The following is a 25,986-nucleotide window of genomic DNA, read 5'->3' as shown; positions in this document are numbered from 1 at the left end:
AATCTCCCTGTTCTTCCGACTTAAAGCACGCCGGCTTCGGTCTTGAGCTTCTCGACCAGCTCGGCAACGGTCTTGACCTTGATGCCGGCCTTGCGGCCGCCCGGCTCCTCGGTCTTCAGCACCTTGAGGCGCGGCGCGGTATCGACGCCGAAATCGGCCGGCGACGTCTTGTCGAGCGGCTTCTTCTTCGCCTTCATGATGTTGGGCAGCGATGCGTAGCGCGGCTCGTTGAGGCGAAGGTCGGTGGTGACGATCGCCGGCAGCTTGACCTCGACGGTCTGCAATCCGCCATCGACTTCGCGCGTGACCTTGGCAGAGCCGGCGCCGATCTCGACCTTGGAAGCGAACGTCGCCTGGCCCCACTTCAGGAGTGCGGCAAGCATCTGGCCGGTCTGGTTGCTGTCGTCGTCGATTGCCTGCTTGCCGAGGATCACCAGGCCCGGGGCTTCGGCTTCAGCGACACCCTTGAGGATCTTGGCCACAGTGAGCGGCTCGAGCGCCTCTTCGGTCTCGACGAGGATCGCACGATCGGCACCCATGGCCAGCGCGGTGCGCAGCGTCTCTTCCGCCTTTGCAGGGCCGATCGACACCACGACCACCTCTTCCGCCTTGCCGGCTTCCTTCAGTCGCAGAGCCTCTTCCACGGAGATCTCGTCGAACGGGTTCATCGACATCTTGACGTTGGCCAGCTCGACGCCGGAACCATCCGGCTTCACGCGGATCTTCACGTTGTAATCGACCACGCGCTTGACAGGCACCAGGATCTTCATTCGACGACCTCCTCATTCACCTCGGACAGCACAAAGTATGGAAGCGGGATCCCGTCCTCCGCGGTAATCTTCAGTTGGATCCTGGCATCGACAAGAAGCGCGTCAGAGCGGCAACCAACTATCGATGTCAGCATCCTTGGCCCCTCATCGAGTTCCACCACAGCTACGTTGTACGGTATGCGGGCCGCCAGATGGTCGGCATAGGCGGTGTGATAGACCACCCAGGACACGACCTTGGCAGTACCCGCTGCCGGGACGCGCTCCCAGTGGATCGACAAACAATTTGGACAGGCTTCACGAGCCGGAAGCCAAGCCTGATCACACTCTTCACACTTTTGAAAAGTGAGCTGACCCGCGTGGAGAGCCTCCCAATATGGCTGGGTCAGGGGCGAGAGAGTGGGCTGCGGTGCGCTCATTGTGGCTGTCCCAAAATTAGGGTTGCGTGCGTATGCATGGAGCCACCTTGGTTGGACACCAGCCCAAATCGAGGCGATGATACCTGCAGCCGTGCTTCCCCACGCATCTGGCGCACAGCCTCGATTATGAGTTGCAGTCCAGGGGTACCCGATTCCGATAAAAGTCCCCCGGCCGTATTGAGTGGCAACCAACCATCAACCCCTATGCCTTCAGACAAAGCGCGTGCACCGGCAGTGCCTCGCGGTGCGAGACCATAATCTTCGAGCGTCTGGAGGACGGTCACCGTAAAACAGTCATAGAGCTGCGCGAACGAAACGTCTTCCCGGCGGATACCCGCCATCCGGAATGCCGTTTCAGCCGAGTCGGCAGCCTTCGTGTGAAGCAGATCGGGGCGAAGGTGAACTTCCCAACTCTCCTGTGCCTGCCCCAGACCAATAATCGGGACAGCGCGGCTGCGCCCCAGCTGTCGAGCTCTCTTATTACTCATCAGGATGATGGCCGCGCCGCCGTCGGAAACCAGACAGCAGTCATCGCGACGCAAGGGCTCAACGACATACGAGCCCTGAAGATATTGCCCCATCGACAGGGGAACCCGCAGGTGAGCGTCTGGGTTGTTCGCCCCGTGCCTCCGCGCCGTCACCGCGACTATTCCAAAATGCTCGTCCGGCGTCCCGTAGCGTTGTCGATACGCCTGATGGATCATCGCATATCCGGCAGCGGTAGAATACCAGCCCATGACAGCGTCGTCGCCTCTCGGGCGGTGATAGACGGCACGCGAACCCGTGCGAGCGGTGTCGCCATAACAGACCAACGCTATGTCAATCATTCCGGCCTGAATGGCGAGCGCGGCGTAGGTGATGAGACTAATATTGGCCGCCCCGCCCTGGTCCAGCGCACAGCCGATCTTCGGCTGCAACCCCAGTGCCTCCGAGACTTTCTGACCATAGAGCACGGAGGGTGCGGCATTGGCGATCTTCACAAAGACGCCATCGACCATGTCTTTTGAGAGACCGGCGTCAGCCAGTGCCGTTCGTGCGGCCGCTACTATCAGATCGATCTTATCGCGATCAGGGTGCTTTCCGTAACGGGTATTTCCAACGCCTGCGATAACGGTTTGGCCTCGCATCAGATCACCCCTTCCTCTGCGAGCTTGGCAAGTTCTTGGGGGCCGATATCAATCGAGCCATAAATCCTTGCGTTGTCGGCAGCATATTTGGGGGAGCAGACATAGTCTCGCGTTTCGGTATCGCTGAACCTGAGCGCAGAGCGCGGCAGCGTCAGTCTTCCAAAGGTTGGGTGATCGACATCAAGCAGAGACCCGCGCTCGTGCAGTACCGGGTCTTTGATGACTTCGGTCAGGTCACGTACTGGGGCGTTGGGCACCTTGTGATCTTGCAGGTGCCGTGAAAGCTGCTCTTTTGGACGTTGCTGAGTGTATTGCGCTACCAGATCGTCGACGAACTCCATATGACTGACGCGATCACGCATCGTCCGAACCCGCTGATCGGAGGAAAGATCGGCACGACCCATAGCCTCCAGGAGGCTTTTCCAATGCTTGTCGTTGTTACAGATGATCGCGATGTAGCCATCCGACGTGGGGTAGACATTGTATGGACATAGAGAAAGCCCGCCGTGGCGATTCCCTGTACGCAACGGGATGTCATCGCGCGCGCCATGGATCATTCCAATATTGGATGCCATCGTCGGGTAAACAGCCTCGAGCATTGAAACCTCGACCCGCGCACCCACGCCTTCCACCGCACGACGGTAAAGAGCCGTGACGATCGCTCCGTAAAGGTGAACGCCACCAAAGAAGTCACACAGTGCGGCGCCAGATTTGGTAGGTGGACCGTCGGGATACCCGGTTACGCTCATGACTCCGGACATCGCCTGCACGGTCAAATCCATTGCCATGAGGTCTCGATAACCCCCGTCTTGGCCATAGCCCGAACCCGAAGCGAATACGATCTGCGGATTGCGTTCACGGAGAGTTTCCCAACCAATACCGAGACGATCCATAACGCCAGGTGAGTAGTTCTCAACCACCACGTCCACTTGCTCGACAAGCTTGAGAAACAGTTCGCGTCCTTTCGCGGACTTCAGGTTCAACGAAACCGAATCCTTGCAAGCATTCAGCATCGCGAAAGGCATGAACGCGCCCGAGCTCGCATCGCGTCGACGTAGGTACTCGCCGCCGATAGGTTCCACCTTTACAACCTCGGCTCCACCCATGGCCATGAGAAAGGTCGCATAAGGCCCGTTGTAGATCTGGGTCAAATCGAGAACTTTGACACCCTTCAGTGGCAACGCAGCCGGGGCCAATCGCTTCTCCTCCATGTCAATTTCCCTTAAACTGGGGCTGGCGTTTCTCGGCAAACGCTTCCCGGGCGAGGCGTGTGTCTTCGGAATGGTGGAGAATTCGATTGACGAACTGCTCCATCCGCAATCCGTCTGCGAGGCTCATGTCTTGCGACCGTATTGCCAATTCTTTTGCTGCCTGAACTGCAAGAGGTGCGTTTCGCTGGATTTTTCGAGCCATTTCCATTGCAGTGGATAGAAGGTCTTCTGGCTCAACGACGCGGTTAATCAGACCCCACCTTGCAGCGGTGTCGGCGTCGATCGATTCTCCCAGCAGCAGGATCTCCATGGCAATCGCATATGGGAGTTGCTTCATCACTCTCTGGGTCCCACCATTCGCGGCAATGATCCCGCGCTTCACTTCTGCCAGGGAAAACGTCGCACCAGATACGGCAACGCGAAGATCCGTGCCGAGGAGGAGGGTCATTCCACCGGCGACGCATGCACCGTTCACGGCAGCGATAACGGGCTTCCAGACTTCCAGTCCACGATTCAGCAGACTGTCTTTCTGAGTGAGCCACAGCTCGGAAAGAGGATTGTCGCGACCGACCCAGGACTTGAGGTCGGCTCCGGCACAGAAAGCCCTATCTCCCGCGCCGGTCACTACAGCCACCTGAATCCCTGCGTCATCACGCACCCTGCACCACGCATCAGAAAGAGCGGCGTAGTGATCCGCATCCAAGGCATTCCGCCGCTCGGGACGATTGATCGTGATCAGTGCAATGCAATCCTGAACGTCAAATTCTATCGACATCGCTCAACCCCGCAGAAGATGGCGTGCCAAGACCATCCGATGGACCTCGGAGGGACCTTCGCCGATCCGCTTGATGCGTAATTCGCGATACCAGCGCTCAAGCGGCAGTTCCCGCGCCACACCCATGGCCCCCAGTATCTGCACACAACGATCGATGACCCGGCCGGCAGTTTCCGTCGCAACCACCTTCGCAATCGACGCGTCAATCTTGATGTCTCGACCAAGATCGCCGTTCCAGGCAGCTTGGTAGACGAGAAGTCGAGCAGCACGCAGCTCCATGTCGCTGTCCGCTATCATCCATTGAATCGCCTGCTTGTCCGAGAGCCGGGACTTGTGGACGTGGCGCTCGCAGGCCCAATCAATGGCGATTTTCAAAGCCTCCTGCGCAATTCCTATGACGCCTGCGGCGTAAGGAACGCGGGCATGTACAAGCCATTTCTGGCAGATCGCGAACCCTTGGCCTTCTTCTCCAAGGCAGTTGGACGCAGGTACCCGCACATTATCAAAGTTGACTTCATAGGGAGCATAGGAGCGAATGACGCCGATCTCCTTGCACGTGATCCCCGGCGTATCACGATCGACAATGAATGCCGTGATACCCTCGCCTTTGCCGGCTTCCCCCGTACGCGCAAAGACTATGCCCCAGTCCGCCTTATCAGCGGCTGTGATCCACATCTTTGTACCGTTGATGATATAATCATCACCGTCCCGCTCTGCGCGAGTCTGAATCTTGTGGCCCGGGTCGGAGCCTCCGGATGCTTCCGAAATTGCGACGAAGTTTTTCTTCCCGCCTTTTATGCCCATCACGCCGTATTTCTGGCGCTGCTCTTCCGAGCCAAGCCATATGACCGACGGCGGGTCGATGCCGAATGCACCGCAGGCTGGAACGTAGGCGCCCATTCGGCATTTGGCTGCTTCTTCCGCTACGATGACCTGGCCCAGCAAACCGAGGCCGCCACCGCCATATTCCTCAGGCGAAGCCATGCACCACAATCCGGCCTCCCGTGCCTTCTGCTGTAACCGCGCCAGTTCCTCGGCAGGGAGGGCGTAGCTGTCGTGGGCCAGCTTCTCTTCAACGGGTCGTACCTCTGTTGTCATAAACCGAACGACGGTCCCCCGAAGCATATTGAGATGCTCAGGCATTTCCCAAGCGCCAGTCATTTCCCGATCCAGCAAAGACGCCTCCTTATCGAATAGTGATACTTGTTATCTAATATTGATCTTACATATCGAAGAGCGCCATGCAAGGGTATTTTAATATCTGACGTTGTATGTCACTATTCGACATTCTAAGGAGCTTCGTTCATGAGTTTGACGGCCAAGAAAGCACTGCGACTTCTGGAAGCTCTGTGTGCAGCGTCAGAGCCGCTGGGTATTACAGAGCTTGCCCGCCAGATGGAGCTCAACCTCAGCGCGGTACAAAGGCTCTTGGGAACACTGGTCGAGATGGGCTATGCAGAGCAAGATTCCGGATCCCGGAAGTACCGCGCAACCTTGCTTATGTGGGAAGTGGGATCACGGGTCCTCGCTGAGAACCACACGCGCCGCAACCTTCACCCTATTCTCCGCCAGGCAGCCCACCAAACAGGGTTTAATGCGTTCTTCGTCCTCAACAATTGCCCCTTCATTACATACTTCGACAGGGTCGAGGGCCACATTGGGCTGACATATTCCGCAGAAATGGGAAGCTCGCTGCCGATGACTCAGACGGCCGGCGGCATCGCGATTTCAGCCTTTCTCCCACCACTGGACCTTGAGAGGCTCTTTGCCCCTGCACATCGGGGAACCGTAGGCTTTCAACCAGCAGATCGCAGCAAGCTGATGGAGCGGATCGGGCCGGTCCGCGAGCGTCGCTTTGCGACGTCGGAAAGCGGTGTCAGACGAGGCGTCAACTCGATTGCCGCTCCTGTTTGGCAAAAAGACGGCTCAGTCTGCGGTTCCATCACGCTGACTGCAGACGAAAGCGATCTACCTGCGAGCCGTTTTGCCGATTTTGGTCAAAAGGTTGTCCGATGGGCGGAAGAGGCGACGGCGACCCTCGGCGGACAGCCGTTTCCGGCCTCATTTTATGAGCTAAGCAACTAGCAGGCGCTCGCCCTGTTTGCCGAAAAGACCTTGAAAGTTGCGACTGCAGTTGCAACCACTTCGCCGTCCTTGTCAGTAATCTGGCCTTCTACAAACCGGATAGAACGACCTTTCCGGACGCAGCGCGCGCTGCATAGAAGCTCTCCTCGGGCCGGGCTGAGAAAGTTCACGGTCAGGCTCAGCGTCGAACTTGCTGCTTGCTGATCCATTTCTCCTCGAGCTGCCATGCCAAGGGTGGTATCGAGAAGGGTAGCGATGACACCACCATGGATGTCCCCTTTGCGATTCTGCAGCACAGGCTGGGATGGAAGAGATGTCTGAACCTGGTCCTCACCCTGGTGAACGATCGTAACCCCGAGGAATTCCACGAATGGGGAAAAGTTCTCGTACTGCACTAATGACATGGCCGCTCCTTCAGCATCTGCAACCAAGCAAGTCGCATGGCAAACTGATTCTATGCCATAGGCAATGTGGGCTGTAGACGATTCAGCTGGAGCGGGACTTTTTGTTTCATGTTAAGAATGTAGAAACGTCGGACCGATATTGCCGCGTCGCCTTCAATGTAATGATTTCAAACGTCGACGACCACCCGCGAAACCACAGTTTGGCATGACCGGGATTCACGGGTTGTATCTCTCTGGGCTGCAATTAGGCACCTTGTGCCACACGATGGTCCGCGAACCAACTCCCGCTCGAGATTTCCACCGCTTTCACCCGACTCCGAGTGGTGCCTCGCAGTGCTTAAGATGTAAGAGCCGTACGGACGGCACCAGGGATTCCTCAACGCTCCGACACGCACCTGTCTCGCATGCAAGGTTCTGCCCCGATTGGATCAACCGTGCCGCGGGGGCCTTGTGCAGTGCAAAGATCGTTGCACGCATTGCCTCCACACTACCGTTTTAGTAAGGGCACATATTCATATGTGGCAACCGCCACGAAACCACCATAATCTTGAAAACTCAAGAGCACATCAAGGAGTAGGACTTGTCTGGGTCCCATCTCATATCCGAGCGGACGCTTTATGTCGCTTCGCTCGTCGTCGCCGCCCTTTTTCTAACCAATATCTATTACCAGCTTCACATCGCCCCCGGCTGGCAATGGGGACCCGCCCTGGACAAAATGCCCAAGCAGATGCTGAGCGACTTCCGCGAGGAAGTCTACGTCAACGCCAAGGGGGGATATGCCGCGGGCGAATACATCGCGCCCGATGCCGATTTCGACAAAGCGATCTTCCCCGAATTCGCTGATGGCGCAGAGGTGAAATCCGAACTGCTCCAGCCGCTCGTCGGTGATGGACGCACGGTCGTCACGGTCCACAAGCTAACGCAAGCCGGTGCCGAAAAGACGGTCGTGGACGTATACCATATCGGCCCGCGCGGCGGCCGTATCGACAGCATCAAGCGCCACGTGTCGCAGGAGTAAGGGAAATCATGTCCAAGGAAATCACTTACAACTGGAGCGTCGGAACCATCGTGAAGATCCTGCTGTCACTCGGCCGGCTCTATATCGGGGGCTGGATGCTCGTCTCGGGCGCATCTTACTGGCTGACCCAGGCGGGCTTGCCGGCCATTTTCCCGCAACCGGTTGGAAACACGCCGCTTTCCTCGCAGATGCTCATCACGATGATCGAAGTCGGCTTGTTTGACATCGTCAAGACGCTCGAAATCGTCTGCGGGCTGATGCTGATCTTCAACCGCTTCGTGCCGCTCGGCCTGCTGATTGCAATGCCGATCTCTGCCATCGTCTGGTATAATGCAATCATCCTTAACGGCCGCACCGACCGCTTGTTCAACCCGACGTATATGGGCGTGATGTGCTTCTATATTTCGGTCGCCCTGATGCTCGCCTATCTGCGCTTCTACGCGCCACTTCTAACCTGGAAGGCGAAAATGGGTGGCTTCGGCGATGCACGGAAACTGGTGGAAGCCGCCACAACCGAGGCTTAACCTCCTAGCCCTCCACAAAAGAACAGATCACTCCGGTATCCCGCTTTGGCATGCCGGGGTTTTCGTTTCGGGGTGCTCACCCCGGTTAGCTGAGGCGCGGCTTTCCGATAGTCTACTTTCCTTCCAGCGACCGCGGGAGCATGCAGGAGACAAGATTTCATTCGCACCTATCTCGAACGAGATATTCCGTTTCTGGAGCCGCCCATCCTCGGCGAGACGTTAAGAGGCTTCTGGACCATGCCGGCACACCACCAATCCGGGCTCCTCAACGCAGCCGAGCTCGCCCGCTCGGCGAAAGCTGATTTTTCCGCGCCGTAGATCAATTTCATCAAGCTGACAGAGCTGATGCACAATTGACCATGATGGCGGTTGAAAGCCTCGCGCACCTGCTGCGGCCGGTTCTTCACCGTAAATATGCAGATATTGGTATCCAGCATGTACTTCAGCATCAAAGCGCCTCGCGCTCCTGCAACGCTGGCTGATCACGCTCGCTCATAAAATCCGATGTCGCCGCCTGGCCATCGAACCAGCTGTCCCAAACTTCACCGGCGGGGGCGATAACCCTGGCGCGTCCGACCGCAACGATATCGACGCGCTTTACATCGTCCGGTAAAGCTACGGCCTTCGGCAGCCGAACGGCTTGGCTACGATTATTTCGAAAGACTGCACCCTGCTCCACCGGTAATCCTATCAAAATTCCATATATTAAATACTGCGGCGGTTGGGATATGTCATGGGATATGCCATTTTCAAGGCCACGCCGTGGCCTTATGCCTATGCTACTGCTCTCCAACCAAACCAAACCGCCGAGCGGATCGCTCACTGAATGCCGGGCTGCCTCACTCGAACACGTCCAATACATCCGCTCGGCGGCGAACATCGCGGCAACCGTGTCGAGATACCGTCCGTCACGGGAGATCGCCAGCATGCCGTCGCGGAAGGCTGAGACCTCGGGAATGGATGTGTCGAAGGCTGTGTGATCGATGCAACGTTCAGCAAAGGCCTTATCGAAATAAGCGATCTGCTGGTTGGCAAGCACATCCAGCACGCCGATCAGCCGGCGGTTCTGGGCGATCGTCCCGGCCTTCGACGCGGCGAAGGCGAATATCGAAATAGCGGTGTCCACGAAGGCGCCCTCGGATACGAGGTAGCACTCGAAGACCTCTTTCGGAGGCGGTCCGCCTTGATGTCCTCGACGAAACGGTGGCCCACCATCGCATCGAAAACGACCTTGTTTTCGTTCAGGATCTGCTCGGAAAGTGCCCCGTTCATCTCAAGCACCCACTGCCGGGCGTGCGGCTTCGACAAACGCCGTCACCCTGAGGGCTCGACGGGGTTCCACCAGACGCCATCTTCCTTGAGCGAGGAGGCGACGATGACGCCGTGATCGTGGCTAGTTCGTCTTTAGTCTTTTGTGAAAACACCTGATAGAGGACGAGTCTACTGAGCATCGTGCTGGACATCATGTTCGAAAATTACCGAAACGTTGGACCGAAACTGGAGCACTTAATGGGTTGGAAAACACCAAAGTTTGAACATGTGAATGGCTACAAGGTCGTCGAAGTCGACGGGCCTGCCTTTAAAGTTTACGATGGCGACCTTCAGCTAGGGGAAGATTTCCCCTACTCCGGCGAGGCTGCTGCCTACGCAAACTCTTTGCCAAAGAGAGAACATCAGCGCGCCACTAGGTGGTAAGCCTCCGAAAGCCACCGACAAACTCCGCCAACGAATGCGAAGCAAAAATTGACTAACTCCCATCTTCACTCAGCGTTGGAATTGCTTGGCTGGTCTGACTTCTTCGCGGATCAGGTCAAGCCAACCGAAGTGGACCTTGTGCCCAGGCGCGTCGCTTCGGTTCACCGGGCTCGCATTGAGGCGATCGACGTCACAGGGCAGGTGAAGCTGGAGCTTCCAGCCAATGCCAACACGGCTGACTTCGCAGTAGGAGACTGGGTGCTTGCCGATCCCCGGTCCGACATGCTGGTCAGCCGCCTCGACCGAAAAACTCTTTTTCAGCGCCGCCCGGAAGTCGGACGTGGCCAGCAACTTGTTGCCGCCAATATCGATACTCTGTTGATCGTGACATCGTGCAACGCCAATTTCAGTACTGACCGGCTAGAGCGTTATCTGATCATGGCCAACCAGGCAGGCAGCAATCCGGTGATCGTGTTGACGAAGGCTGACACCGCCGACGACGTTGGGCGATTTCAGGCCCAAGCGGAGGTTTTGCAGCGTGACCTACCTGTCGTTGCCTTGAATGGGCGCTCTGCCGATGCAAGCTTTGCTTTAAGGCTCTGGTGCGGCGTTGGGCAAACGGTCGCGCTCGTGGGCTCCTCCGGAGTTGGAAAGTCGACGCTGGTGAACACGTTGGCTGGACCTGCATCTCACGCAAAGCAGAAAACCGGGACTATCCGCGAATATGACGCCCAAGGCCGGCACACCACGACCGCGCGATCGCTGCATGCTATTCCAGGTGGCGGTTGGGTTATCGATACGCCAGGAATAAGAACACTCTACGTCAGCGATGTCACAGACGGGATCGACACGCTCTTTGCTAATATAACGGAACTGGCACCGCTTTGCCGATTTCGTGATTGTACCCATGCGCATGAACCGGGCTGTGCAGTACAGGCAGCCGTCAAAGGCGGCACTTTAGCCGCCGACCGCCTTGAACGCTGGCGAAGCCTGCTTGCTGAGAACCGCAATCGAACACCGGTCATCAGCGGACCACGCGGAAACAAGACCGTTCGCAAGAAGAAGTATTAAAGATCCGCAGCCGTGATGAGTTGAACTTGTCGCCACCACTTCCAAGATCGTTACTCGGCGACGACAGGTCCAGAGCGCTTAGTCCCAACCGGACAGGCCGCTACCCCAAGATTACGCCAGCGCTCAATTCCACCCATTGCAGTGGCTCTAATCTGTCTCCCTTCCGGCGATGGGAGTGCCTTCGTCCAATCCGCTCATATCCAATCCGCTCATATAACGACCCGGCGTAATGGAGCCTCTAGTTTAACTCTAGGCCCCACTTCAACAATAAAGTCGATAACCGCGCCGAGGCGGTCACGGCGATAACACAGTTTGGGCCGGCGTAGCAGCGGCTTGAGCAGATCGAAACCGAGTATTCTGTTTTCGAAGTTCGTTTTTGATACTTGATTGCGCACGGCCACTGCAAAACGAAAACTAAAATCGTGGGTGCTTAGCCGCGATGAACCCACCGGTAAGGCTTTGCTCCGGCGAGCGCAGCATCCAGCATCGCAAAAGGCGAGGTTCAAGCGGAGGGGATCGCCGCGACCCTTCTTCGCCTTTTCTGGAAGGGTCCTTGATGAGAGCTAGCTCGAGGGAAGCCGGCCGCCATGGGCTCTCTGTTGATTCTCACGCCCGAACTCTTGCGTAAACTTGATCTAGCTTCAGTCCCAAGTCGGTATTTTCTACTGCTACGGAGCTTCCTGCTGTGGGAGTGACCGGAACAACAACGAGAGCCCATCGTTACCCGATCACTCAACAAGGAGATGATTATGGCCCATCAAGAAGACGATCAAGCTAAGGTTTGGGATCTCGCTGAAGACATCGGCTTTTGCATGCTGACGACGCAGTCCGGCAACGACCTTCGCGCTCGCCCGATGTCGGCCCACGCCGAACGCGACACGAACGCGTTCTATTTCTTGACCGACGTCGCCAGCCATAAGGATGAAGAGATCGCGCTACATTCGGCCGTATGCCTCGCCTTCGCCAACCCGAAGGGCCAGAAATATGTATCGATTTCGGGCAAGGCTGAGATTCAGAACGATCGAGACAAAATCCGCGAGCTTTTTGCTATTCCCGCAAAGGCCTGGTGGGATAGCCCCGAAGATCCGTCGATCCGAATTCTCAAGGTAACTCCTTCCTTTGCGGAATACTGGGACAGCCCCGGGACTGTCGTTAGCTACATCAAGATGGCAGCGGCTGCCGTCAGCGATACGAAGCCAGATCTGGGTAAGAGCGCAACAGTCAAGATGTAGCCACGACGTTTTCGTGAACAGGCGGGCATGCGGCAGTGTCGGGTTACCGTCGCTTCTGCAATTGCATTCGGGACGCCGCCCATCGATCCGGGTGTTTAAGAGCTTTAAAACCGATGATCGGCTTCCCTTCTCCCGCCACCGAGTAAGAGACCCCCTGAAAAAGCGCCTTGGACGGCGTTACCATTCATGGCTGGGGTTCTCCAAGAACACGATTCTCGGATCTTCCGGTCCCAGTGCGGCGTGCATTAACTCGACGCACCGAGCACGCTCAATGACGAGAGCGTCGGCTATCATCTTGGTGACGTCTTTTTGCCCGCGCGTCAAATGCCTCGCCGCGATCGCCCAGGCGGTCGTCTGAATATCTTCGGGAAACCCATCACTCTCGGCGGTTGATCGCATCGAACGTTCTCCATTTCATGTCCGATTTATGACAGCAATTGTTGCGCGAAGCTGGAGTGGCTTCAAGCGTTCAAAGGGCAGGAGCGACACTGCTGCCAGCAACTGAGGGAAGACAATCAGCCCCCGCCACGACCCATTCTCCCACGAGAACGTAATAAGAACCCATGCGCCGCATGCGGTAGCGACCACATGAAATTAGACCACTGTCAAAGGCGCCCGGCGCGGAGGAGAAGCCGTGCCCGCAATTCCGATGCCGGGGGTTTACCGCCCGGTCGGCTGCTGCGCTTCCATCATCCTCTTAGATACACCGTACCACCTGTAGGCCGCTGGCCTGCTTGTTTCCGACTCCTGACGTCTCAATTGACGGGGATCGATTGGCGAACTGCTCAATGATAGTGCTACTACGCCCGGATATCTGATTGCGGTCGAGCTCGTTGCCCCGGACCTCCCGGCTCGGATCCGTTCGTTGTAAGCTCTGCCGGACGCCCCTGGTGGTGGTAAGTCTCATCCCCATGCTCTGCGGTATTGATTTCAAGAGAGCAACAGGCGTCCCCACCCGCCGCGGCGGTCCTCAGCGCTTGATCAGCATCATGACATCCGCCAAGATGAGGGGATGAAGCAGTGCGACAATTGCGAAGGAACCGAATGGGTTTGCGAAGTACATCCTCGCAAGCCGTGGGCAGGGCCAAGATGGTGCGGCTGTGGCGCTGCTGGCATGCCCTGTCTGCAATTCATCGAAGAGCCCAGATCATGACCCGGATGTATCTGTCGTGACTGATGCCCTGATGCGGAAGAAGCGATGAGCGCCTCATCCTGGTGACCGGTACCGGTTTTTTGCACCTCGACCGTGACTGCCTTTTCAATGATGGGCTGACCTTCGGCGTGGCGCTTATTTTCCCGCGCGAGGACAGACCGAACCTTGGCAGGCTTAACCAGCGTACGGGTTGCCGTAGTGGCCCACGCCCTCTGTCGTTGGCAGAGAGACCCACTCCTGCGCTAGATTGTTGATCATACCATCTTCCGACAGCGGACCGGCGAGCTACTTATCTATTCCGCTCAAGCCAAGGAGATAGTGTGGAGCTCCGCGCCGTTGGAGGCATCAATTCCCGTTAAGCACAAACCATAGCCCCAGAGACGGCGGATGTGGACTAGCGTCGCGTCGCGTTGGCTCTCCTCCAGGAGGATGCCATTCTTGACGATGTGGTGGAGCTGTAGGCGCCGGTCGCCCAAAAGGTCAACGTCAACCACCTGAATATCCGGCCGTTGGGCAGCGGGATCATAGCTGCGCGCAAGGCCCGAGCGAATGGAGGAATAGCCGCGCTCGTCATGGATGGAGCCGACCTCGCAGAAGCCATCGACAGCTCGGTCGCTAAGGTGAAAGAGACGAAATTTTCGGATCAACGCTGGACTTAGATATTGCAGAATGAAGGATTCGTCGCGGTGGTTTTCCCACGCATTCATGAGCGTGCTCATCCCATCGCCGTTGCCGGCGATGTCAGGAAACCATTCGCGGTCCTCTGCGGTCGGCTGGGTCGCGATGCGCTCGATGTCTCCCATCATCGCAAAGCCGAGCGCATAGGGGTTGATGCCGAAAAAGCGCGGATCGTCGAAACTCGGTTGAAAGACTACATTTGCGTGGCTCGCGAGCAGTTCCAGCATGGAGCCCTCGCTCATCCGGCCTTGGTCGAAGAGCCGATTGACGATCTTGTAATGCACGAAAGTCGCGCAGCCCTCGTTCATTACCTTTGTCTGGCCCTGCGGGTAGAAGTATTGTGCGATCACGCGGACTATCCTGAGGATTTCGCGCTGCCAAGGCTCGAGTATCAGGCTATGCTTTTCGAGAAAGTAGAGCAGATTTTCTTCCGGGAGGTGGAGAGACTTCTTGCGCTCCAACGCCTCCCGCTCAGCCTCCTCGATCTCGACAGCCCCGACCGGCGCCGGTAGGGTGCGCCACAGGTCGCTGTGGGCCTGCTCCTCATATTCCAGCCGTTCACGCGCCCGTTCCGTTACTTTGGCCGGAGAAAGCCGCGGCGGTCGGCGAAAGTGGAAGAGACCCTGGTCCATCAGTGCATGGGCTGAATCGAGTATCTCCTCCACCGCCGCAAGGCCATGCCTTTCCTCGCATTTTGCGATGTACTTCTTGGCAAAGTCCATGTAGCCGAGGATCGCGCTGGCGTCCGTCCACTGGCGGAACAGATAGTTGTTTTTGAAGAAATGGTTGTGGCCAAAGGCGGCATGCGCGGTTACCAGCGCCTGCATCGCCATGGTGTTTTCCTCCATAAGATAGGTGATGCAAGGATCGGAATTAATCACCAGCTCATAGGCGAGTCCCGCTCGCCCCTTGCGATAGCGATGGCTTTCGGATGCAAAACGCTTGCCAAACGACCAGTGTTGGTACATCAACGGCAACCCGATTGAGGAATAGGCGTCTAGCATTTGCTCTGAGGAGATGATCTCTATCTGGTTGGGATAGACATCCAGCCCCAGCTCGCCGACAGCGATCTTTTCGATGGCCTCATAGGTCCGCGAAAGCGTGGCGAAATTCCATTCGGAACCGTCGAATAGCAGGGTGGCGCGGCGTGCCATGGCCTACCCCTTCAGCTGCTGGCCAGAGGCTGAGGTTTGCTTGACAAAGAGTTTGCGGAAAACCGGATAGATATCGGCCGGTTTCGCGATACGTGTCATCTGAAAGCTCGCAACCGCGCCATTGACGGTACGATAAGCGCGCCACAGCGCAGTACCGTTGTCCGTCGTTCCGAAGATTTCGCTTTCCCGCTCATCGATGATTTCGACATAGGCATAATACTGGATGAGCTTCATCAACTCATTGCGAAGAAGTCGAGCGCAGCGCTCGGAATCACCCGTTGCGTTGTCACCGTCGGAGGCCTGCGCGACATAGATATTCCAGGTGCTCGAGGGATAACGGTCAAGGATGATGCGCTGCATTTCCTCCAAAGCCGAAGAGACGACCGTTCCACCGCTCTGCTTGCTGAAGAAGAAAGTCTCCTCGTCCACTTCCCTGGCTTCATCCGTATGACGGATGAAGACGACATTGATCCGGTCATAGCGCCGCTTAAGAAAGAGGTGCAGAAGAACGAAAAAGCGTTTCGCCAAGTCTTTTTCCCGCTCTCCCATCGATGCCGAGACATCCATCAGGCAGAACATGACGGCGTTGGCATTATGGAGGGGCAGACGTTCGAAGCGGTTGAAGCGCACGTCAACCGGATCAAGAAAGGCAATACGTTTGCGACGCCGTTCTAGGACCTCCAATTCGACACGCAACGCGGTAAGCCGCCGGCGGTGCGGCGGCGAGAGTCGAGGTTCCGCCTCCAGGGCGGTGACCTCGTTTGCGATTGCCTGGTATTCCTTTTCGCTGGGGCGCCTCAGCGCTATTCGCCTCCCCAAGCTGTTACCCAAGGTGCGCGCGACATTGATATGGCTTGGTGTACCCGATGTGGCGAAACCGGCACGATGAGGCTTGTAGGTCACGGTCTCCCTCAGACTGAGCTTGACCATGTCGGGAAGCTCGAGGTCTTCAAAGAAGAGATCGAGCACTTCATCGCGTGAGAGTACGAAGAGAAAGTCGTCTTCATCCTCTCCGCGTCCCGCGGCCCGATCGGCACCCTGGCCGCCGCCGGGGCGCTTGGCAATACGGTCGCCGGCCGAAAAGCTATGGTTGCCGGGCAGGATGTAGTGCCTCTCACCGCTGGCGGCGGAATTGCGAAACTTTGGCTCGTCGGCACCGCGCTTCGGCACCGGCACGCTGTGTGACGCATCGACATCACAAATCCTACCTTCCTTGACCTGTTCGCCGATCGAACGTTTCAGGTCATCATGAACGCGCTTCAAGAAGCGTTGCCTATTGCTGAGGCTACGGTCCTTGGGGTTTAGCCGGCGATCAATGAAAATCGGCATGGGCGAGCCCCCACAAAGGCACTTCATCCGGCCTTATTGACACGCATGTACCAGTCAACCAACCGCCTAACCTGCCGCACTGTGTAGCCCCGTGCGGTCATGCGATCCACGAAATCAGCATGCTGCTTCTCGATGGCACTATCCTTCTTCGAGCCAAAGCTGATGATCGGCAGAAGGTCTTCGACCTGGCCGAACATGCGTTTCTCAATAACCTCGCGCAGCTTTTCGTAGCTCGTCCATGAGGGGTTGCGTCCACCGTTGCGGGCGCGAGATCGCAGGGTGAACTTGACCACCTCGTTGCGAAAATCCTTTGGATTAGCAATACCGGCGGGCTTTTCGATTTGCGATAGCTCGCTGTCAAGCACCTCGCGATTGAGCATCTGGCCTGTGTCCGGATCCTTGAAATCCTGATCTTCCAGCCACGCATCCGCATAGGCAATGTAGCGGTCGAATAGATTTTGACCATATTCGCTGTAAGATTCCAGATAGGCCTTCTGAATCTCATGGCCGATGAATTCGGCATAGCGGGCACCGATTTCAGAGCGGACGAAATCCAGATAGTTCACTTCGATATCTTTGGGAAATTGCTCACGGCGGATTGCTTGTTCGAGGATGTACATAAGGTGAACCGGATCGGCTGCCACCTCCTTGGTGTCGTAGTTGAACGTCTCTGACAGTACTTTGAAGGCAAAGCGCGTGCTGACACCGTTCATGCCTTCATCGACTCCACCGGCATCCCGGTATTCCTGGAGGGATCTGGCCTTGGGATCAGTATCCTTCAGATTCTCGCCATCGTAGACGCGCATCTTCGTATAGATCGGAGAATTCTCGTGAGGGGTAAGGCGCGTCGCCACCGTAAAGCGGCTGAGATTTTCCAGCACTTCGGGCGCGCACGGACTGTCGGAAAGCTCGCTCTCCCGCAGGAGCTTTTCGTATATCATTCGCTCCTCGGTGACGCGCAGACAATAGGGTACCTTGACGACGAGGATGCGGTCCAGGAAGGCCTCGTTGTTCTTGTTGTGCTTGAAATTCACCCATTCCGACTCGTTGGAATGGGCAAGCACGATCCCCTGATAGGGAAAGGCGCCGAAATTTTCGGTACCGTTGTAGCTGCCCTCTTGCGTGGCGGTCAGTAGTGGATGCAGCACCTTGATCGGCGCCTTGAACATCTCGACAAACTCGAGAAGGCCTTGTGTCGTACGATTGAGGCCACCACTGTATGAATAAGCGTCGGGATCCGCCTGGCTAAAGTTCTCGAGTTGGCGGATATCGACCTTGCCGACAAGCGCTGAGACATCCTGATTGTTCTCGTCGCCCGGTTCGGTCTTCGCAATTGCAACCTGGCGCAGCCCGGAGGGCATCAGCTTAACAACGCCGAACTTTGAGATGTCGCCACCGACCTCATCGAGCCGCTTCGTGACCCATGGCGAGATAAGGCCCGTGAGCCGCCGTTTCGCGATGCCGTATTTTTCCTCTAGCAGATCGCCCATGCGTTCACGGCTGAAGAGCCCTAGGGGCGATTCAAAGACCGGGCTCATCTTTCCGTCGATGGCGAGTGTATAGATCGGATGCTCCTCCATCAGCCTTTTCAGCCGTTCAGCGAGTGAGGACTTACCACCACCGACCGGCCCCAAGAGATAGAGGATCTGCTTGCGCTCCTCGAGGCCTTGGGCAGCGTAGCGGAAATAGCCAACGATCCGCTCGATCGTATCTTCCATGCCAAAGAAATCGGAAAAGGACGGGTAGAGCTTGATCGTGCGATTAGCGAAGACCCGGCCCAAACGCTCGTCTCTGCTTGTGTCTACAAGTCGAGGCTCACCTATGGCCGTTATCATACGCTCCGGTGCAGTGGCGTACATGCTTGGATTGTCGCGGCAGCTGAGCAAGTACTCCTGTAGACTCAGCGTCTCTCGAGCTTCGCTGGAATAAGACTTTGAAAAGAGGTCGAAAACGTCACTGCTGTCGGTCCGCACGGAACACTCCCACAGTCGTTGGACCAGCCCGCCGCATGGTTTGGCGGCCTCTTATCAGTATACGGAGGAAGCACGCGTTTGTTCCCCTCATTGAAAAAGAAATCAGAATGTCCACGCTGCGGGGCATCTGCACGGCCACGCTGGTTCCGATACGACACGGGGCTCGGCAGCTGGTCAATGATGAACTGGACTACGGGCCTTAGTGCGCATCGTGGCATCACGTGCTTCGACATGCCGTCTCTCATCGTGCTGCAGCAAAGAGGCCGTCCTTAGAACCGCCTACGAATTATCGAGCAATGGGCCCAGGGCACCGACCTAAAATGGTGCCGGTGACAGAGGCGACTTTACGTCGCGACCCCGCCAGATGGGCGGCTCATCGCTCTCCCGGGTGACCTTTTCGGTTGGTACAACCTTCGGTTAACGGTCCCATATCGTCATCCCGTACTTTATCAGGCAATCGGCTAGGTTCTCCTGGCGGTTCGGTTATCAGCGGGGCGACACCTTCCCAGAGACGAAACCGTGCTATCATCATAATGTGAAACAGAGAAAGGCTCATTATGGTTGGCAGATGGGACTTCACTTACGAGGAATGGAGCGTCCTCTTGCGGCTCTACCGACACGAAGGCGCTGCGCTCACGGACGAGATTGATCAACGACTTCGTAAGCTCGGCTTGAGTGAGGGGGCGGAACTGACCGACACAGGAAGGCGACTTGTTGAGAATGAGCTTTTGATGGAACGTCGGGACCGTCTTCAGCTATGAAGTCGTTGGTCGCGCACCTGCCGCTGCCCTGAAGTAGGCTCGGTGGCATGCGACGAGCCTTCAACAACGTCTCGTCCCCGGGATCTACAACGGGCCTCCGAGCCTTGACCCAGTGCTTGATTATGATTGCGTATAAGGAGCGTATTTGTGCTCGTTCCAGCAGTGATCAAACTGGCGCAGGTGCGCCACAAGGATACAAAGCGTCTTGATGCGACCTCAATTGGAGCGCACGGCGCCACATCTTCCCCTCGCCGCTTTGCGCCAAAAAGCGGTCGTCAAGGCAGAACGCTATACGGCCGACGCAAATACCGTTGGCGGACTACATCACCCTCTCTCCAAATGTCCGCGGGGAAGAAGCCACAGCACTCATACAGCCGCCTGGCGGCGTCCGCTCCGGGACTACCGGCAACGAAGGTATCCACATATACAGAAGACTCGGGGGGGGTAGTCGAAATGGCAGCCTCGAGAAGTAACTTGCCGATGCCGAGCCGATGAAAGTCGCAAAATACGGCGAGCCAGCGGATGGCATACTCCTTACCATTTCCACCTACAATAACGCCTCCTAAAAAGCTGCTATTTTCAGCATCCCTCCTTGCGCAGTGAGCCTGCCGCTGAGAGATCTTCCGGGTAAGAACTTCCTCGAAGCCGGGCACGGGGCCGAACAACGGCGCCACTTCCTCAGCCAGCCGAAGCCAAGGTGCTATATCATCATGCTGTGCCAAGCTGATCCGAAATCGCATTCACCGCCTCGTCATGGCCTGAACCACACTCCCTAGCAGGGAAATGTTGGTTTGTCCGCTTTGGGCCGAAAGCTGCCTTCAATGAAAATTGCGCGACTTCACCTTCAACGTGTCGATGTGGAGGTCCGGAATGTATATGTCTCGTGTCTGCACCGCTGGCTTCGCGCTATCGCGTGGATCAGGCCCTCCACCATGCTTAACCTGGTCGCCACGCCCGTGCGGTAGCGGGAAGTCGCCCCCGCGCTCGCCCAGGTTCGAGAGATCGCTTGAGAAATCGAACAGCTTCTGGGCGACGAGATGCACAACCTCGCCTTCTCGCTGTATCTTTCCGTGAATGCCCATCATGCTGGCCGTCATGAGAACACGACGCTGCTTCTCGAATAGCGACGGCCACACGACGGCATTGACGATCCCCGTCTCGTCTTCCAGGGTCAGGAACATGACACCCTTGGCCGATCCAGGGCGTTGTCTGACGAGAACCAACCCCGCCGTCCATAGCCACTTCCCATCGCGCTCACCCATCGCCTCGGAACAGGTAACGATCCTCTTTGCCTTGAGATCCTGGCGAAGGAAGGACATCGGATGCGCTCGCAGGGTCAGCCCCGTGTTCGTGTAGTCCTCGACGACCTCCCTGCCCTCGGTCATCGACTTGAGTTCGACTTTGGGCTCCTGCATCTCGGGCACGGTGTTAGCTTCGCGCTCGGCCGCGGCCGCCCATAGTTCGAGCGGCTCGTCACGCAGCGCCTTGATGTCCCAGAGCGCCTGACGACGCTCCAAACCCAAAGACGACAGGAATACGTCAGCATTGGCGAGCTTCACCAGAGAGGCGGTCGGTACGCCAGAGCGTCGCCACATGTCATCGGCGGTTTCAAACGGCTCATCCGCACGGGCAAGAACAATGCGGGCGGCATCGATCTCGGGGAGACCTTTGACGACACGCATGCCAAGACGGACGGCAAAGCGATCCGAACCCCCGATCCTTTCCATGGTGCAGTCCCACCGGGAGGCGTTCACGCAGACGGGCCGAACCTCGACGCCATGTTGGCGTGCGTCTGTGACGATTTGGGCGACCGAGTAAAAGCCCATCGGCTGACTGTTGATGAGAGCAGCGCAAAAGACGTCGGGGTGGTGGCATTTCACCCATGACGAAGCGTAGGCGATCAATGCGAACGAGGCCGCATGGCTCTCAGGGAAACCGTAAGAGCCGAACCCTTCAAGCTGGCTGAAAGTCCGCTCGGCGAACTCGGCCGTGTATCCGTTTTTCACCATGCCACTGACGAGCTTGTCCTTGAACTTCGAAACGCCTCCCGTGAACTTGAACGTCGCCATGGCGCGCCGCAGCTGGTCGGCCTCGCCTGCGGAGAAGCCCGCGCAGACCATGGCCACTTTCATAGCGCTCTCCTGGAAAAGTGGGACACCAAGCGTTTTACCGAGGACGGCCTCCAGTTCTGGCGTCGGGTACTCGACCTTCTCCTTCCCTTCACGACGGCGAAGATAAGGATGCACCATGTCGCCTTGAATAGGCCCGGGCCGGACAATCGCCACCTGGACCACGAGGTCGTAGAACGTCCTCGGCTTCAGTCGTGGCAGCATGGCCATCTGGGCGCGGCTCTCGATTTGAAACGTTCCCAGCGTGTCCGCTCGGCGGATCATTGCGTAGGTCTTGGTGTCTTCCTGCGGGACGTCAGCCAGCCCCATCGGCACGTTCTTGTGCTCGGCCAGCAACTCGAATGACCGCGCCATGCAGGACAGCATTCCGAGCGCCAGGACGTCGACTTTCATAAACTTGAGAGCTTCGATGTCATCCTTGTCCCACTCGACGACTTGACGATCCTTCATGCTCGCCGGCTCGATAGGAACCAGGTCGTCGAGACGATCCTGAGTGAGCACGAAACCACCTGGATGCTGGCCGAGATGTCGCGGCGCGCCCATGAGCTGACCAGCGAGATCGAGCGCTAATCGCAGTCGGTAGTCCGACGTGTTCATGTTGTTTTCGCGGAGTTGCTTCTCACCGACACCTTCGGACCATCCCCAGACGCCTGACGACAGCTGTGTGATCAGGTCTTCTGGAAGCCCCAGTGCCTTGCCGACGTCGCGTAGAGCGCCTTTGGCACGATATCGGAGAACGGTCGAACAAAGAGCGGACCTAGACCGTCCGTAGGTCTCGTATATCCACTGAATGACCTCCTCGCGGCGAGAGTGTTCAAAGTCCACATCGATGTCGGGTGGTTCGTCTCGCTCCCTGGAGACGAAGCGTTCGAACAGGAGGTCCGAGGTCTCGGGATTGATGCTTGTGATCCCAAGGCAGTAGCAGACGGCTGAGTTGGCAGCCGACCCGCGCCCCTGGCACAGAATGTCCTTCGATCGCGCGAACCTCACGATCGAGTAGACGGTCAAAAAATACGGGGCGTACTTCATGACCCGTATCAGCTCGAGTTCATGGAGGATTGCCTTGCGGACCTTGTCCGGGATGCCCTCGGGATAGCGGTCGGCCGCGCCTTCCCAAGCGAACTTGGTCAATGACTGCTGGGCGTCCAGCCCTGGGACGATGGCTTCATCGGGATACTGGTACTGGAGTTCGGACATGTCGAACTTGCAGCGATCGACGATCTCCCGGGTCCGCGCCAACGCTTCCGGATACTCGGCGAACAGGCGGTGCATCTCCTCGGGAGCCTTGAGGAAACGGTCTGCGTGCCTTTCCCTGTCGAAGCCAACGCTATCGATGGTCGTTCGATTGCGGATACACGTCACAATGTCCTGCAACTGTCGGCGTGAAGGGTCGTGGAAGAGGACGTCGTTGGTGACGACGGTCTTGACCTTATGGCGGGCGGCCATATTCGAGAGGTTGTGAAGGCGGAGCCTGTCGTTTGGTCGACGGCGGAGGCACAGAGATACGTATGCCCTGTCACCAAAAATGGCGGCTACCTTTCGGAGCTGGCCAGCGCAGATATCATCGGCCTCGTCCGGGATCAGAAGCGCGATCAGGCCTTCGCTGTAAGCTTCGAGGTCGTTGATATCGAGGATGCACTTTCCCTTGCCGCCCCGGCCCTTGCCCAACGACAGCATGCGGGTGAGCCTTGAATACGCTGGACGATCCATCGGGTAGACAAGGATCGACATCCCGTCGGCAAGATCGAGACGGCAGCCTACGACAAGGCGGACGCGCATGGTCTTGGCCGCCTCCCAGGCACGGACTATGCCCGCCAAGCTGTTCCGATCCACGACGCCAAGGGCGTCGATGCCCATCGCGGCCGCCATGGCGAACAGTTCGTCGGCGCTGGATGCTCCCCGAAGAAAACTAAAGTGGCTCGTGACTTGGAGCTCAGCGTATCTCATCCGAAGACTCCATGGAGGAACCATCGGTGCGAGCCGGTCCCAGCGTCGACGCCGTCGCCCGAGCGATACACCCAGAGCCGCTCGCCCTGTTCGTCCTCTACGACGAAATAATCACGGACGGCTTCCATTTCGATAGGCCTCTTCCACCATTCACCAAAGATGCGTTCCGGCCCGTCGGCGCGGACGATCCGCCTGCGCTTGCCCCGCCAGGTAATGACGACGGGCGGCTGGTCCGGAAGGACGGCCATTGTCTCGATCTCTTCCGGGCGGGGCAGCATGCGTGACGGCCGAGGCCACTTCACGCCCCAGTCGACCCCGGTCTCGTCCGCTGTGGCTGCGATCCTTCCGACCGAGCGTTCCGGGACATCCGACGCGACCGGGGTGCTGCGATAGAGGCGCTGACCTCGGTTGCCCAAGATGTCGATGAGAGGCGTGACATCGACGACCTGTTCCTCGATCAGGGAGGACGCTACCTGCCGCTCTTCCAGCGGCTCCGCCATCACCGCGACGAGGACCATCTTTTCGATTCCAAAACCGGGATCGACCTTTTCGATCTGATCGCACAAAAGCTTTGACAGGCGAGCGGGATCGCGGACGGGCTTCTGGAGGCCAGCGCGGATCGACTGCCTCGTGTTGTCAACGCGATATATGAACAAGTCCGACCGACGGACCCCGAGGCCTCGCTCCTCTAGCTTGGCCGTCAGCTCGCCGACCAGGCGACGAAGGTATTTCGCGATGGTCTCGGCCGCCCCAATCGGCTCCTGGAAATTCTTCGATACCCCCACGAGTTCCGGCGTCCGCAAAGGCTCTATCGGTTCTGCGATCCGACCGAACAGCTGGTCGAGCCGCCGACCGACCTGCGGCCCAAAACGCAAAGTCAGCGGGGCGCGGGGCATCGCCGAAAGCTCGCCGACAGTTTCCACACCGAGGACACGCAATCCCTGGATCGTCTCTGGTGGAAGGCGCAGACAATGAATTGGGAGACCAACAACGGCCTTGGTCGTCCCCCGGGCAGGAACGACGGTCGTCTCCGCCCCCGTCAGCCTCGTCAGCGCATGCGCAGCTCCCCACGTGTCCGCAACGGCGGCCCGTGCCGTCAGACCGCGCCCGCGGAGCGAGTTCACGAGACCGGAAATCATCATCTCCTCGCCGCCGCGGAGATGCTCGGCCCCTTCGGTATCCATCACCACGCCGTCCGTGCCGTCTACCGCGACGACGGGGCTGTATTGCCGGAGCGCCCAGATGGCCAGCCGCTCAAGCGCAGCCGCATCCGCTGCGGGGTCGGCATCGACCATGGTCAGGTTCGCGACCACGGCCTGCGCCTTGCTGGCAGCCATCCCGACACGCAGACCCACCTTGCGAGCCGCCGTATCGGCCGCTGACACCCAGCGCTTCGCGCCGGATCGAGAAATCACGACAAGAGGTTGATCAGCTGGCACGGCTCCCTCGCCATGACGTCTGATCCTGTCCGTCGCGAGAAATGGGAAGTAGACACACACCACCCTTGGCATCACAGGCTCCTATTTCGAACTCAGCACTCTCGCCTGCTTTCACTCTCATCAACTCCGCCAGCCATCTCGCTCGTCCTACGCCTGCCGTTGGTAATGGCTCTGACGGCAGCACGCTGATCCGCCACCTTGTCGTTGAGGCCGTCGGATTGCCGAAATCAGACGCTTCTGTCTGCCTCCGCCATCGCCTGACGACGAGTCCCATCGTCCCCGTCTTTTCGGCCGCAAGTTGAAGGCGGCGGGATGCCGTCATTGGCAACCTGACCAGTTCACCTACGACTGCCGCGAGGCCGCCGAACGACAGCCCCTCTTCCATGGAAGCCAGAACATCTTCTTCACGATCGCTTTCGCAAAAGATCACCCGGTCAGGATGCAGTCCGGCTTGCGACAGGGCGGGCGCGAAGAGGTCCGGTCTGGTCAGGCACCAAAGCACCTTCCCCTTTGATCGCGCCGCCACACCAGCCGCGAACAATGTCGCAGCTGCCCCGTCCACCGTGCCCGATCCGCCTCCCGCAAACTCATGGACCGCCCCGTAAGCAAGGCCGCCTCCGGGCAGTCGCTCGTCCATCCCCGCAACGCCAAACGGGAGTACGACGGTCTTACGAGCTATCGAGCCCTCAAGGTGGGCTATCCGTTCGCGTAGATCGTCTATGACCTTGGAAGTCTGGGCGTGCGTCATCGTCCGCGGACCTCCTGGCTCGCGCTGAAAAGTGGACTTCATGTCCTGAATATGATGTTCTACATCTGTTCCCTATGGTATTCAGAGTCAAGCCAGCCAGAATCATCTTTTTTAGACGGCGCTAATGGGCAATCGGCGGAATCGCGAGACGAATCAGAGACCTAACCCCGATCTTCTAAGTTGCCGGCTCGATTGGTATTTTTGGGTTGCAATATTCCAGCTTACCGGGACCGGTTCCGGCCCAAGGTGCGAACCCCAAGATAAAGGAACAGCGATGCTAAAGCCCACCAAGAGGCCGGAGTTGCCCAACCAGGTTGATATTCAGGCTCGCTTTCCGTCCTCGCGAC

22 protein-coding genes and 4 pseudogenes are annotated in these 25,986 nt (G+C 57.9%); 6 read left to right on the top strand and 20 right to left on the bottom strand.

The features are described 5' to 3' along the window. Positions 1-20: 20 nt before the first annotated feature. The 7 genes and pseudogenes from LH464_RS14985 to LH464_RS14960 all read right to left on the bottom strand — a co-directional run bounded on the left by LH464_RS14985 (position 21) and on the right by LH464_RS14960 (position 5,442). On the bottom strand, positions 21-770 hold the full coding sequence (locus tag LH464_RS14985) for an electron transfer flavoprotein subunit beta/FixA family protein (protein ID WP_226787204.1): 750 nt from the start codon (positions 768-770) through the stop codon (positions 21-23). Then, entirely contained in the window at positions 767-1,048 is a 282-nt protein-coding gene (locus LH464_RS14980; RefSeq protein WP_255648399.1) for a Zn-ribbon domain-containing OB-fold protein, read from the bottom strand. Before LH464_RS14980 ends, LH464_RS14985 begins: the two co-directional genes overlap by 4 nt. A gap of 6 nt (positions 1,049-1,054) precedes the next feature. Further along, positions 1,055-1,186: pseudogene (locus tag LH464_RS24865) on the bottom strand (zinc ribbon domain-containing protein); the annotation flags it as partial. Then, entirely contained in the window at positions 1,183-2,313 is a 1,131-nt protein-coding gene (locus LH464_RS14975) for a thiolase family protein (protein WP_226787202.1), read from the bottom strand. The gene LH464_RS14975 and the pseudogene LH464_RS24865, both read right to left, overlap by 4 nt. Further along, on the bottom strand, positions 2,313-3,524 hold the full coding sequence (locus LH464_RS14970) for a CaiB/BaiF CoA transferase family protein (protein WP_226787201.1): 1,212 nt from the start codon (positions 3,522-3,524) through the stop codon (positions 2,313-2,315). The genes LH464_RS14975 and LH464_RS14970 overlap by 1 nt, the downstream gene beginning before the upstream one ends. Before the next feature lies 1 nt (position 3,525). Beyond that, positions 3,526-4,299 (bottom strand): enoyl-CoA hydratase/isomerase family protein, encoded by a 774-nt coding sequence (locus tag LH464_RS14965; RefSeq protein WP_226787200.1) that lies wholly within the window; start codon positions 4,297-4,299, stop codon positions 3,526-3,528. 3 nt (positions 4,300-4,302) lie between these two features. Further along, complete coding sequence (locus LH464_RS14960; protein ID WP_255648409.1) at positions 4,303-5,442, bottom strand: acyl-CoA dehydrogenase family protein; 1,140 nt, start codon at positions 5,440-5,442, stop codon at positions 4,303-4,305. Between the two features lie 162 nt (positions 5,443-5,604). Here LH464_RS14960 and LH464_RS14955 point away from each other — a divergent pair, with 162 nt between their 5' ends. Next, on the top strand, positions 5,605-6,384 hold the full coding sequence (locus LH464_RS14955; protein WP_226787199.1) for an IclR family transcriptional regulator: 780 nt from the start codon (positions 5,605-5,607) through the stop codon (positions 6,382-6,384). Here LH464_RS14955 and LH464_RS14950 read toward each other — a convergent pair. Beyond that, complete coding sequence (locus LH464_RS14950; RefSeq protein ID WP_226787198.1) at positions 6,381-6,788, bottom strand: PaaI family thioesterase; 408 nt, start codon at positions 6,786-6,788, stop codon at positions 6,381-6,383. The genes LH464_RS14955 and LH464_RS14950 overlap by 4 nt on opposite strands. A 580-nt stretch (positions 6,789-7,368) precedes the next feature. Here LH464_RS14950 and LH464_RS14945 point away from each other — a divergent pair. Together LH464_RS14945 and LH464_RS14940 are read left to right on the top strand one after the other, a co-directional pair. Further along, entirely contained in the window at positions 7,369-7,806 is a 438-nt protein-coding gene (locus LH464_RS14945) for a hypothetical protein (RefSeq protein ID WP_226787197.1), read from the top strand. 8 nt (positions 7,807-7,814) lie between these two features. Next, on the top strand, positions 7,815-8,330 hold the full coding sequence (locus tag LH464_RS14940) for a hypothetical protein (RefSeq protein ID WP_226787196.1): 516 nt from the start codon (positions 7,815-7,817) through the stop codon (positions 8,328-8,330). Positions 8,331-8,626: 296 nt separating this feature from the next. Here LH464_RS14940 and LH464_RS14935 read toward each other — a convergent pair. The 4 genes and pseudogenes from LH464_RS14935 to LH464_RS24860 form a co-directional block, all read right to left on the bottom strand. Then, positions 8,627-8,779 (bottom strand): annotated as a pseudogene (locus tag LH464_RS14935) (VapC toxin family PIN domain ribonuclease); the annotation flags it as partial. Then, on the bottom strand, positions 8,779-9,009 hold the full coding sequence (gene vapB, locus LH464_RS14930; RefSeq protein ID WP_226787249.1) for a type II toxin-antitoxin system VapB family antitoxin: 231 nt from the start codon (positions 9,007-9,009) through the stop codon (positions 8,779-8,781). The gene vapB and the pseudogene LH464_RS14935, both read right to left, overlap by 1 nt. Before the next feature lie 129 nt (positions 9,010-9,138). After that, positions 9,139-9,602, bottom strand: a pseudogene (locus LH464_RS14925) (TenA family protein); the annotation flags it as partial. A gap of 1 nt (position 9,603) precedes the next feature. Further along, positions 9,604-9,716 (bottom strand): annotated as a pseudogene (locus LH464_RS24860) (BtpA/SgcQ family protein); the annotation flags it as partial. Positions 9,717-9,839: 123 nt separating this feature from the next. On the opposite strand from LH464_RS24860, the gene LH464_RS14920 reads away from it, so the two are divergent. From LH464_RS14920 to LH464_RS14910, 3 genes are all read left to right on the top strand, one after another. Continuing rightward, positions 9,840-10,025, top strand: a complete 186-nt coding sequence (locus tag LH464_RS14920; protein ID WP_226787195.1) for a hypothetical protein — start codon at positions 9,840-9,842, stop codon at positions 10,023-10,025. Positions 10,026-10,073: 48 nt separating this feature from the next. Then, positions 10,074-11,096 (top strand): ribosome small subunit-dependent GTPase A, encoded by a 1,023-nt coding sequence (gene rsgA / locus LH464_RS14915; protein ID WP_226787194.1) that lies wholly within the window; start codon positions 10,074-10,076, stop codon positions 11,094-11,096. A gap of 749 nt (positions 11,097-11,845) precedes the next feature. Continuing rightward, positions 11,846-12,328 carry a pyridoxamine 5'-phosphate oxidase family protein gene (locus LH464_RS14910; protein WP_226787193.1) on the top strand — a complete coding sequence of 161 codons (483 nt, stop codon included), beginning with the start codon at positions 11,846-11,848 and terminating at the stop codon, positions 12,326-12,328. A gap of 177 nt (positions 12,329-12,505) precedes the next feature. On the opposite strand, the gene LH464_RS14905 is transcribed toward LH464_RS14910, so the two are convergent. The 8 genes from LH464_RS14905 to LH464_RS14870 all read right to left on the bottom strand — a co-directional run bounded on the left by LH464_RS14905 (position 12,506) and on the right by LH464_RS14870 (position 25,639). After that, on the bottom strand, positions 12,506-12,727 hold the full coding sequence (locus LH464_RS14905) for a hypothetical protein (RefSeq protein ID WP_226787192.1): 222 nt from the start codon (positions 12,725-12,727) through the stop codon (positions 12,506-12,508). Between the two features lie 1,056 nt (positions 12,728-13,783). Further along, complete coding sequence (locus tag LH464_RS14900; RefSeq protein WP_226787191.1) at positions 13,784-15,313, bottom strand: SpoVR family protein; 1,530 nt, start codon at positions 15,311-15,313, stop codon at positions 13,784-13,786. Between the two features lie 3 nt (positions 15,314-15,316). After that, positions 15,317-16,642: a YeaH/YhbH family protein gene (locus LH464_RS14895; RefSeq protein WP_226787190.1), complete on the bottom strand. Its 1,326-nt coding sequence runs from the start codon at positions 16,640-16,642 to the stop codon at positions 15,317-15,319. Between the two features lie 23 nt (positions 16,643-16,665). Continuing rightward, a complete protein-coding gene (locus LH464_RS14890; protein ID WP_226787189.1) occupies positions 16,666-18,615 on the bottom strand; it encodes a PrkA family serine protein kinase in 1,950 nt (649 codons plus the stop codon). A 1,036-nt stretch (positions 18,616-19,651) separates the two neighbouring features. Continuing rightward, entirely contained in the window at positions 19,652-20,116 is a 465-nt protein-coding gene (locus LH464_RS24855) for a GNAT family N-acetyltransferase (protein ID WP_226787188.1), read from the bottom strand. Between the two features lie 78 nt (positions 20,117-20,194). Further along, on the bottom strand, positions 20,195-23,452 hold the full coding sequence (locus LH464_RS14880) for an error-prone DNA polymerase (protein ID WP_226787187.1): 3,258 nt from the start codon (positions 23,450-23,452) through the stop codon (positions 20,195-20,197). Further along, on the bottom strand, positions 23,449-24,963 hold the full coding sequence (locus LH464_RS14875; protein WP_226787186.1) for a Y-family DNA polymerase: 1,515 nt from the start codon (positions 24,961-24,963) through the stop codon (positions 23,449-23,451). Before LH464_RS14875 ends, LH464_RS14880 begins: the two co-directional genes overlap by 4 nt. Further along, complete coding sequence (locus LH464_RS14870) at positions 24,881-25,639, bottom strand: ImuA family protein (protein ID WP_226787185.1); 759 nt, start codon at positions 25,637-25,639, stop codon at positions 24,881-24,883. Before LH464_RS14870 ends, LH464_RS14875 begins: the two co-directional genes overlap by 83 nt. Positions 25,640-25,986 lie beyond the last annotated feature (347 nt).

Source organism: Pseudorhizobium xiangyangii (assembly GCF_020531965.1).
Taxonomy (GTDB): Bacteria; Pseudomonadota; Alphaproteobacteria; order Rhizobiales; family Rhizobiaceae; genus Neorhizobium; species Neorhizobium xiangyangii.
This window is presented reverse-complemented; position numbering and strand designations above follow the sequence as displayed.

What these genes read in the sequence shown, in the direction of transcription:
- LH464_RS14950 (WP_226787198.1), bottom strand. Translation starts at nt 6,788, where the DNA reads ATGTCATTAGTGCAGTACGAGAACTTTTCCCCATTCGTGGAATTCCTC.
- LH464_RS14940 (WP_226787196.1), top strand. Translation starts at nt 7,815, where the DNA reads ATGTCCAAGGAAATCACTTACAACTGGAGCGTCGGAACCATCGTGAAG.
- LH464_RS14875 (WP_226787186.1), bottom strand. Translation starts at nt 24,963, where the DNA reads ATGCCAAGGGTGGTGTGTGTCTACTTCCCATTTCTCGCGACGGACAGG.
- LH464_RS14965 (WP_226787200.1), bottom strand. Translation starts at nt 4,299, where the DNA reads ATGTCGATAGAATTTGACGTTCAGGATTGCATTGCACTGATCACGATC.
- LH464_RS14920 (WP_226787195.1), top strand. Translation starts at nt 9,840, where the DNA reads ATGGGTTGGAAAACACCAAAGTTTGAACATGTGAATGGCTACAAGGTC.
- LH464_RS14970 (WP_226787201.1), bottom strand. Translation starts at nt 3,524, where the DNA reads ATGGAGGAGAAGCGATTGGCCCCGGCTGCGTTGCCACTGAAGGGTGTC.
- LH464_RS14895 (WP_226787190.1), bottom strand. Translation starts at nt 16,642, where the DNA reads ATGCCGATTTTCATTGATCGCCGGCTAAACCCCAAGGACCGTAGCCTC.
- LH464_RS14975 (WP_226787202.1), bottom strand. Translation starts at nt 2,313, where the DNA reads ATGCGAGGCCAAACCGTTATCGCAGGCGTTGGAAATACCCGTTACGGA.
- LH464_RS24855 (WP_226787188.1), bottom strand. Translation starts at nt 20,116, where the DNA reads ATGCGATTTCGGATCAGCTTGGCACAGCATGATGATATAGCACCTTGG.
- LH464_RS14985 (WP_226787204.1), bottom strand. Translation starts at nt 770, where the DNA reads ATGAAGATCCTGGTGCCTGTCAAGCGCGTGGTCGATTACAACGTGAAG.
- LH464_RS14960 (WP_255648409.1), bottom strand. Translation starts at nt 5,442, where the DNA reads ATGCCTGAGCATCTCAATATGCTTCGGGGGACCGTCGTTCGGTTTATG.
- LH464_RS14870 (WP_226787185.1), bottom strand. Translation starts at nt 25,639, where the DNA reads ATGACGCACGCCCAGACTTCCAAGGTCATAGACGATCTACGCGAACGG.
- LH464_RS14900 (WP_226787191.1), bottom strand. Translation starts at nt 15,313, where the DNA reads ATGGCACGCCGCGCCACCCTGCTATTCGACGGTTCCGAATGGAATTTC.
- LH464_RS14910 (WP_226787193.1), top strand. Translation starts at nt 11,846, where the DNA reads ATGGCCCATCAAGAAGACGATCAAGCTAAGGTTTGGGATCTCGCTGAA.
- LH464_RS14955 (WP_226787199.1), top strand. Translation starts at nt 5,605, where the DNA reads ATGAGTTTGACGGCCAAGAAAGCACTGCGACTTCTGGAAGCTCTGTGT.
- LH464_RS14905 (WP_226787192.1), bottom strand. Translation starts at nt 12,727, where the DNA reads ATGCGATCAACCGCCGAGAGTGATGGGTTTCCCGAAGATATTCAGACG.
- LH464_RS14880 (WP_226787187.1), bottom strand. Translation starts at nt 23,452, where the DNA reads ATGAGATACGCTGAGCTCCAAGTCACGAGCCACTTTAGTTTTCTTCGG.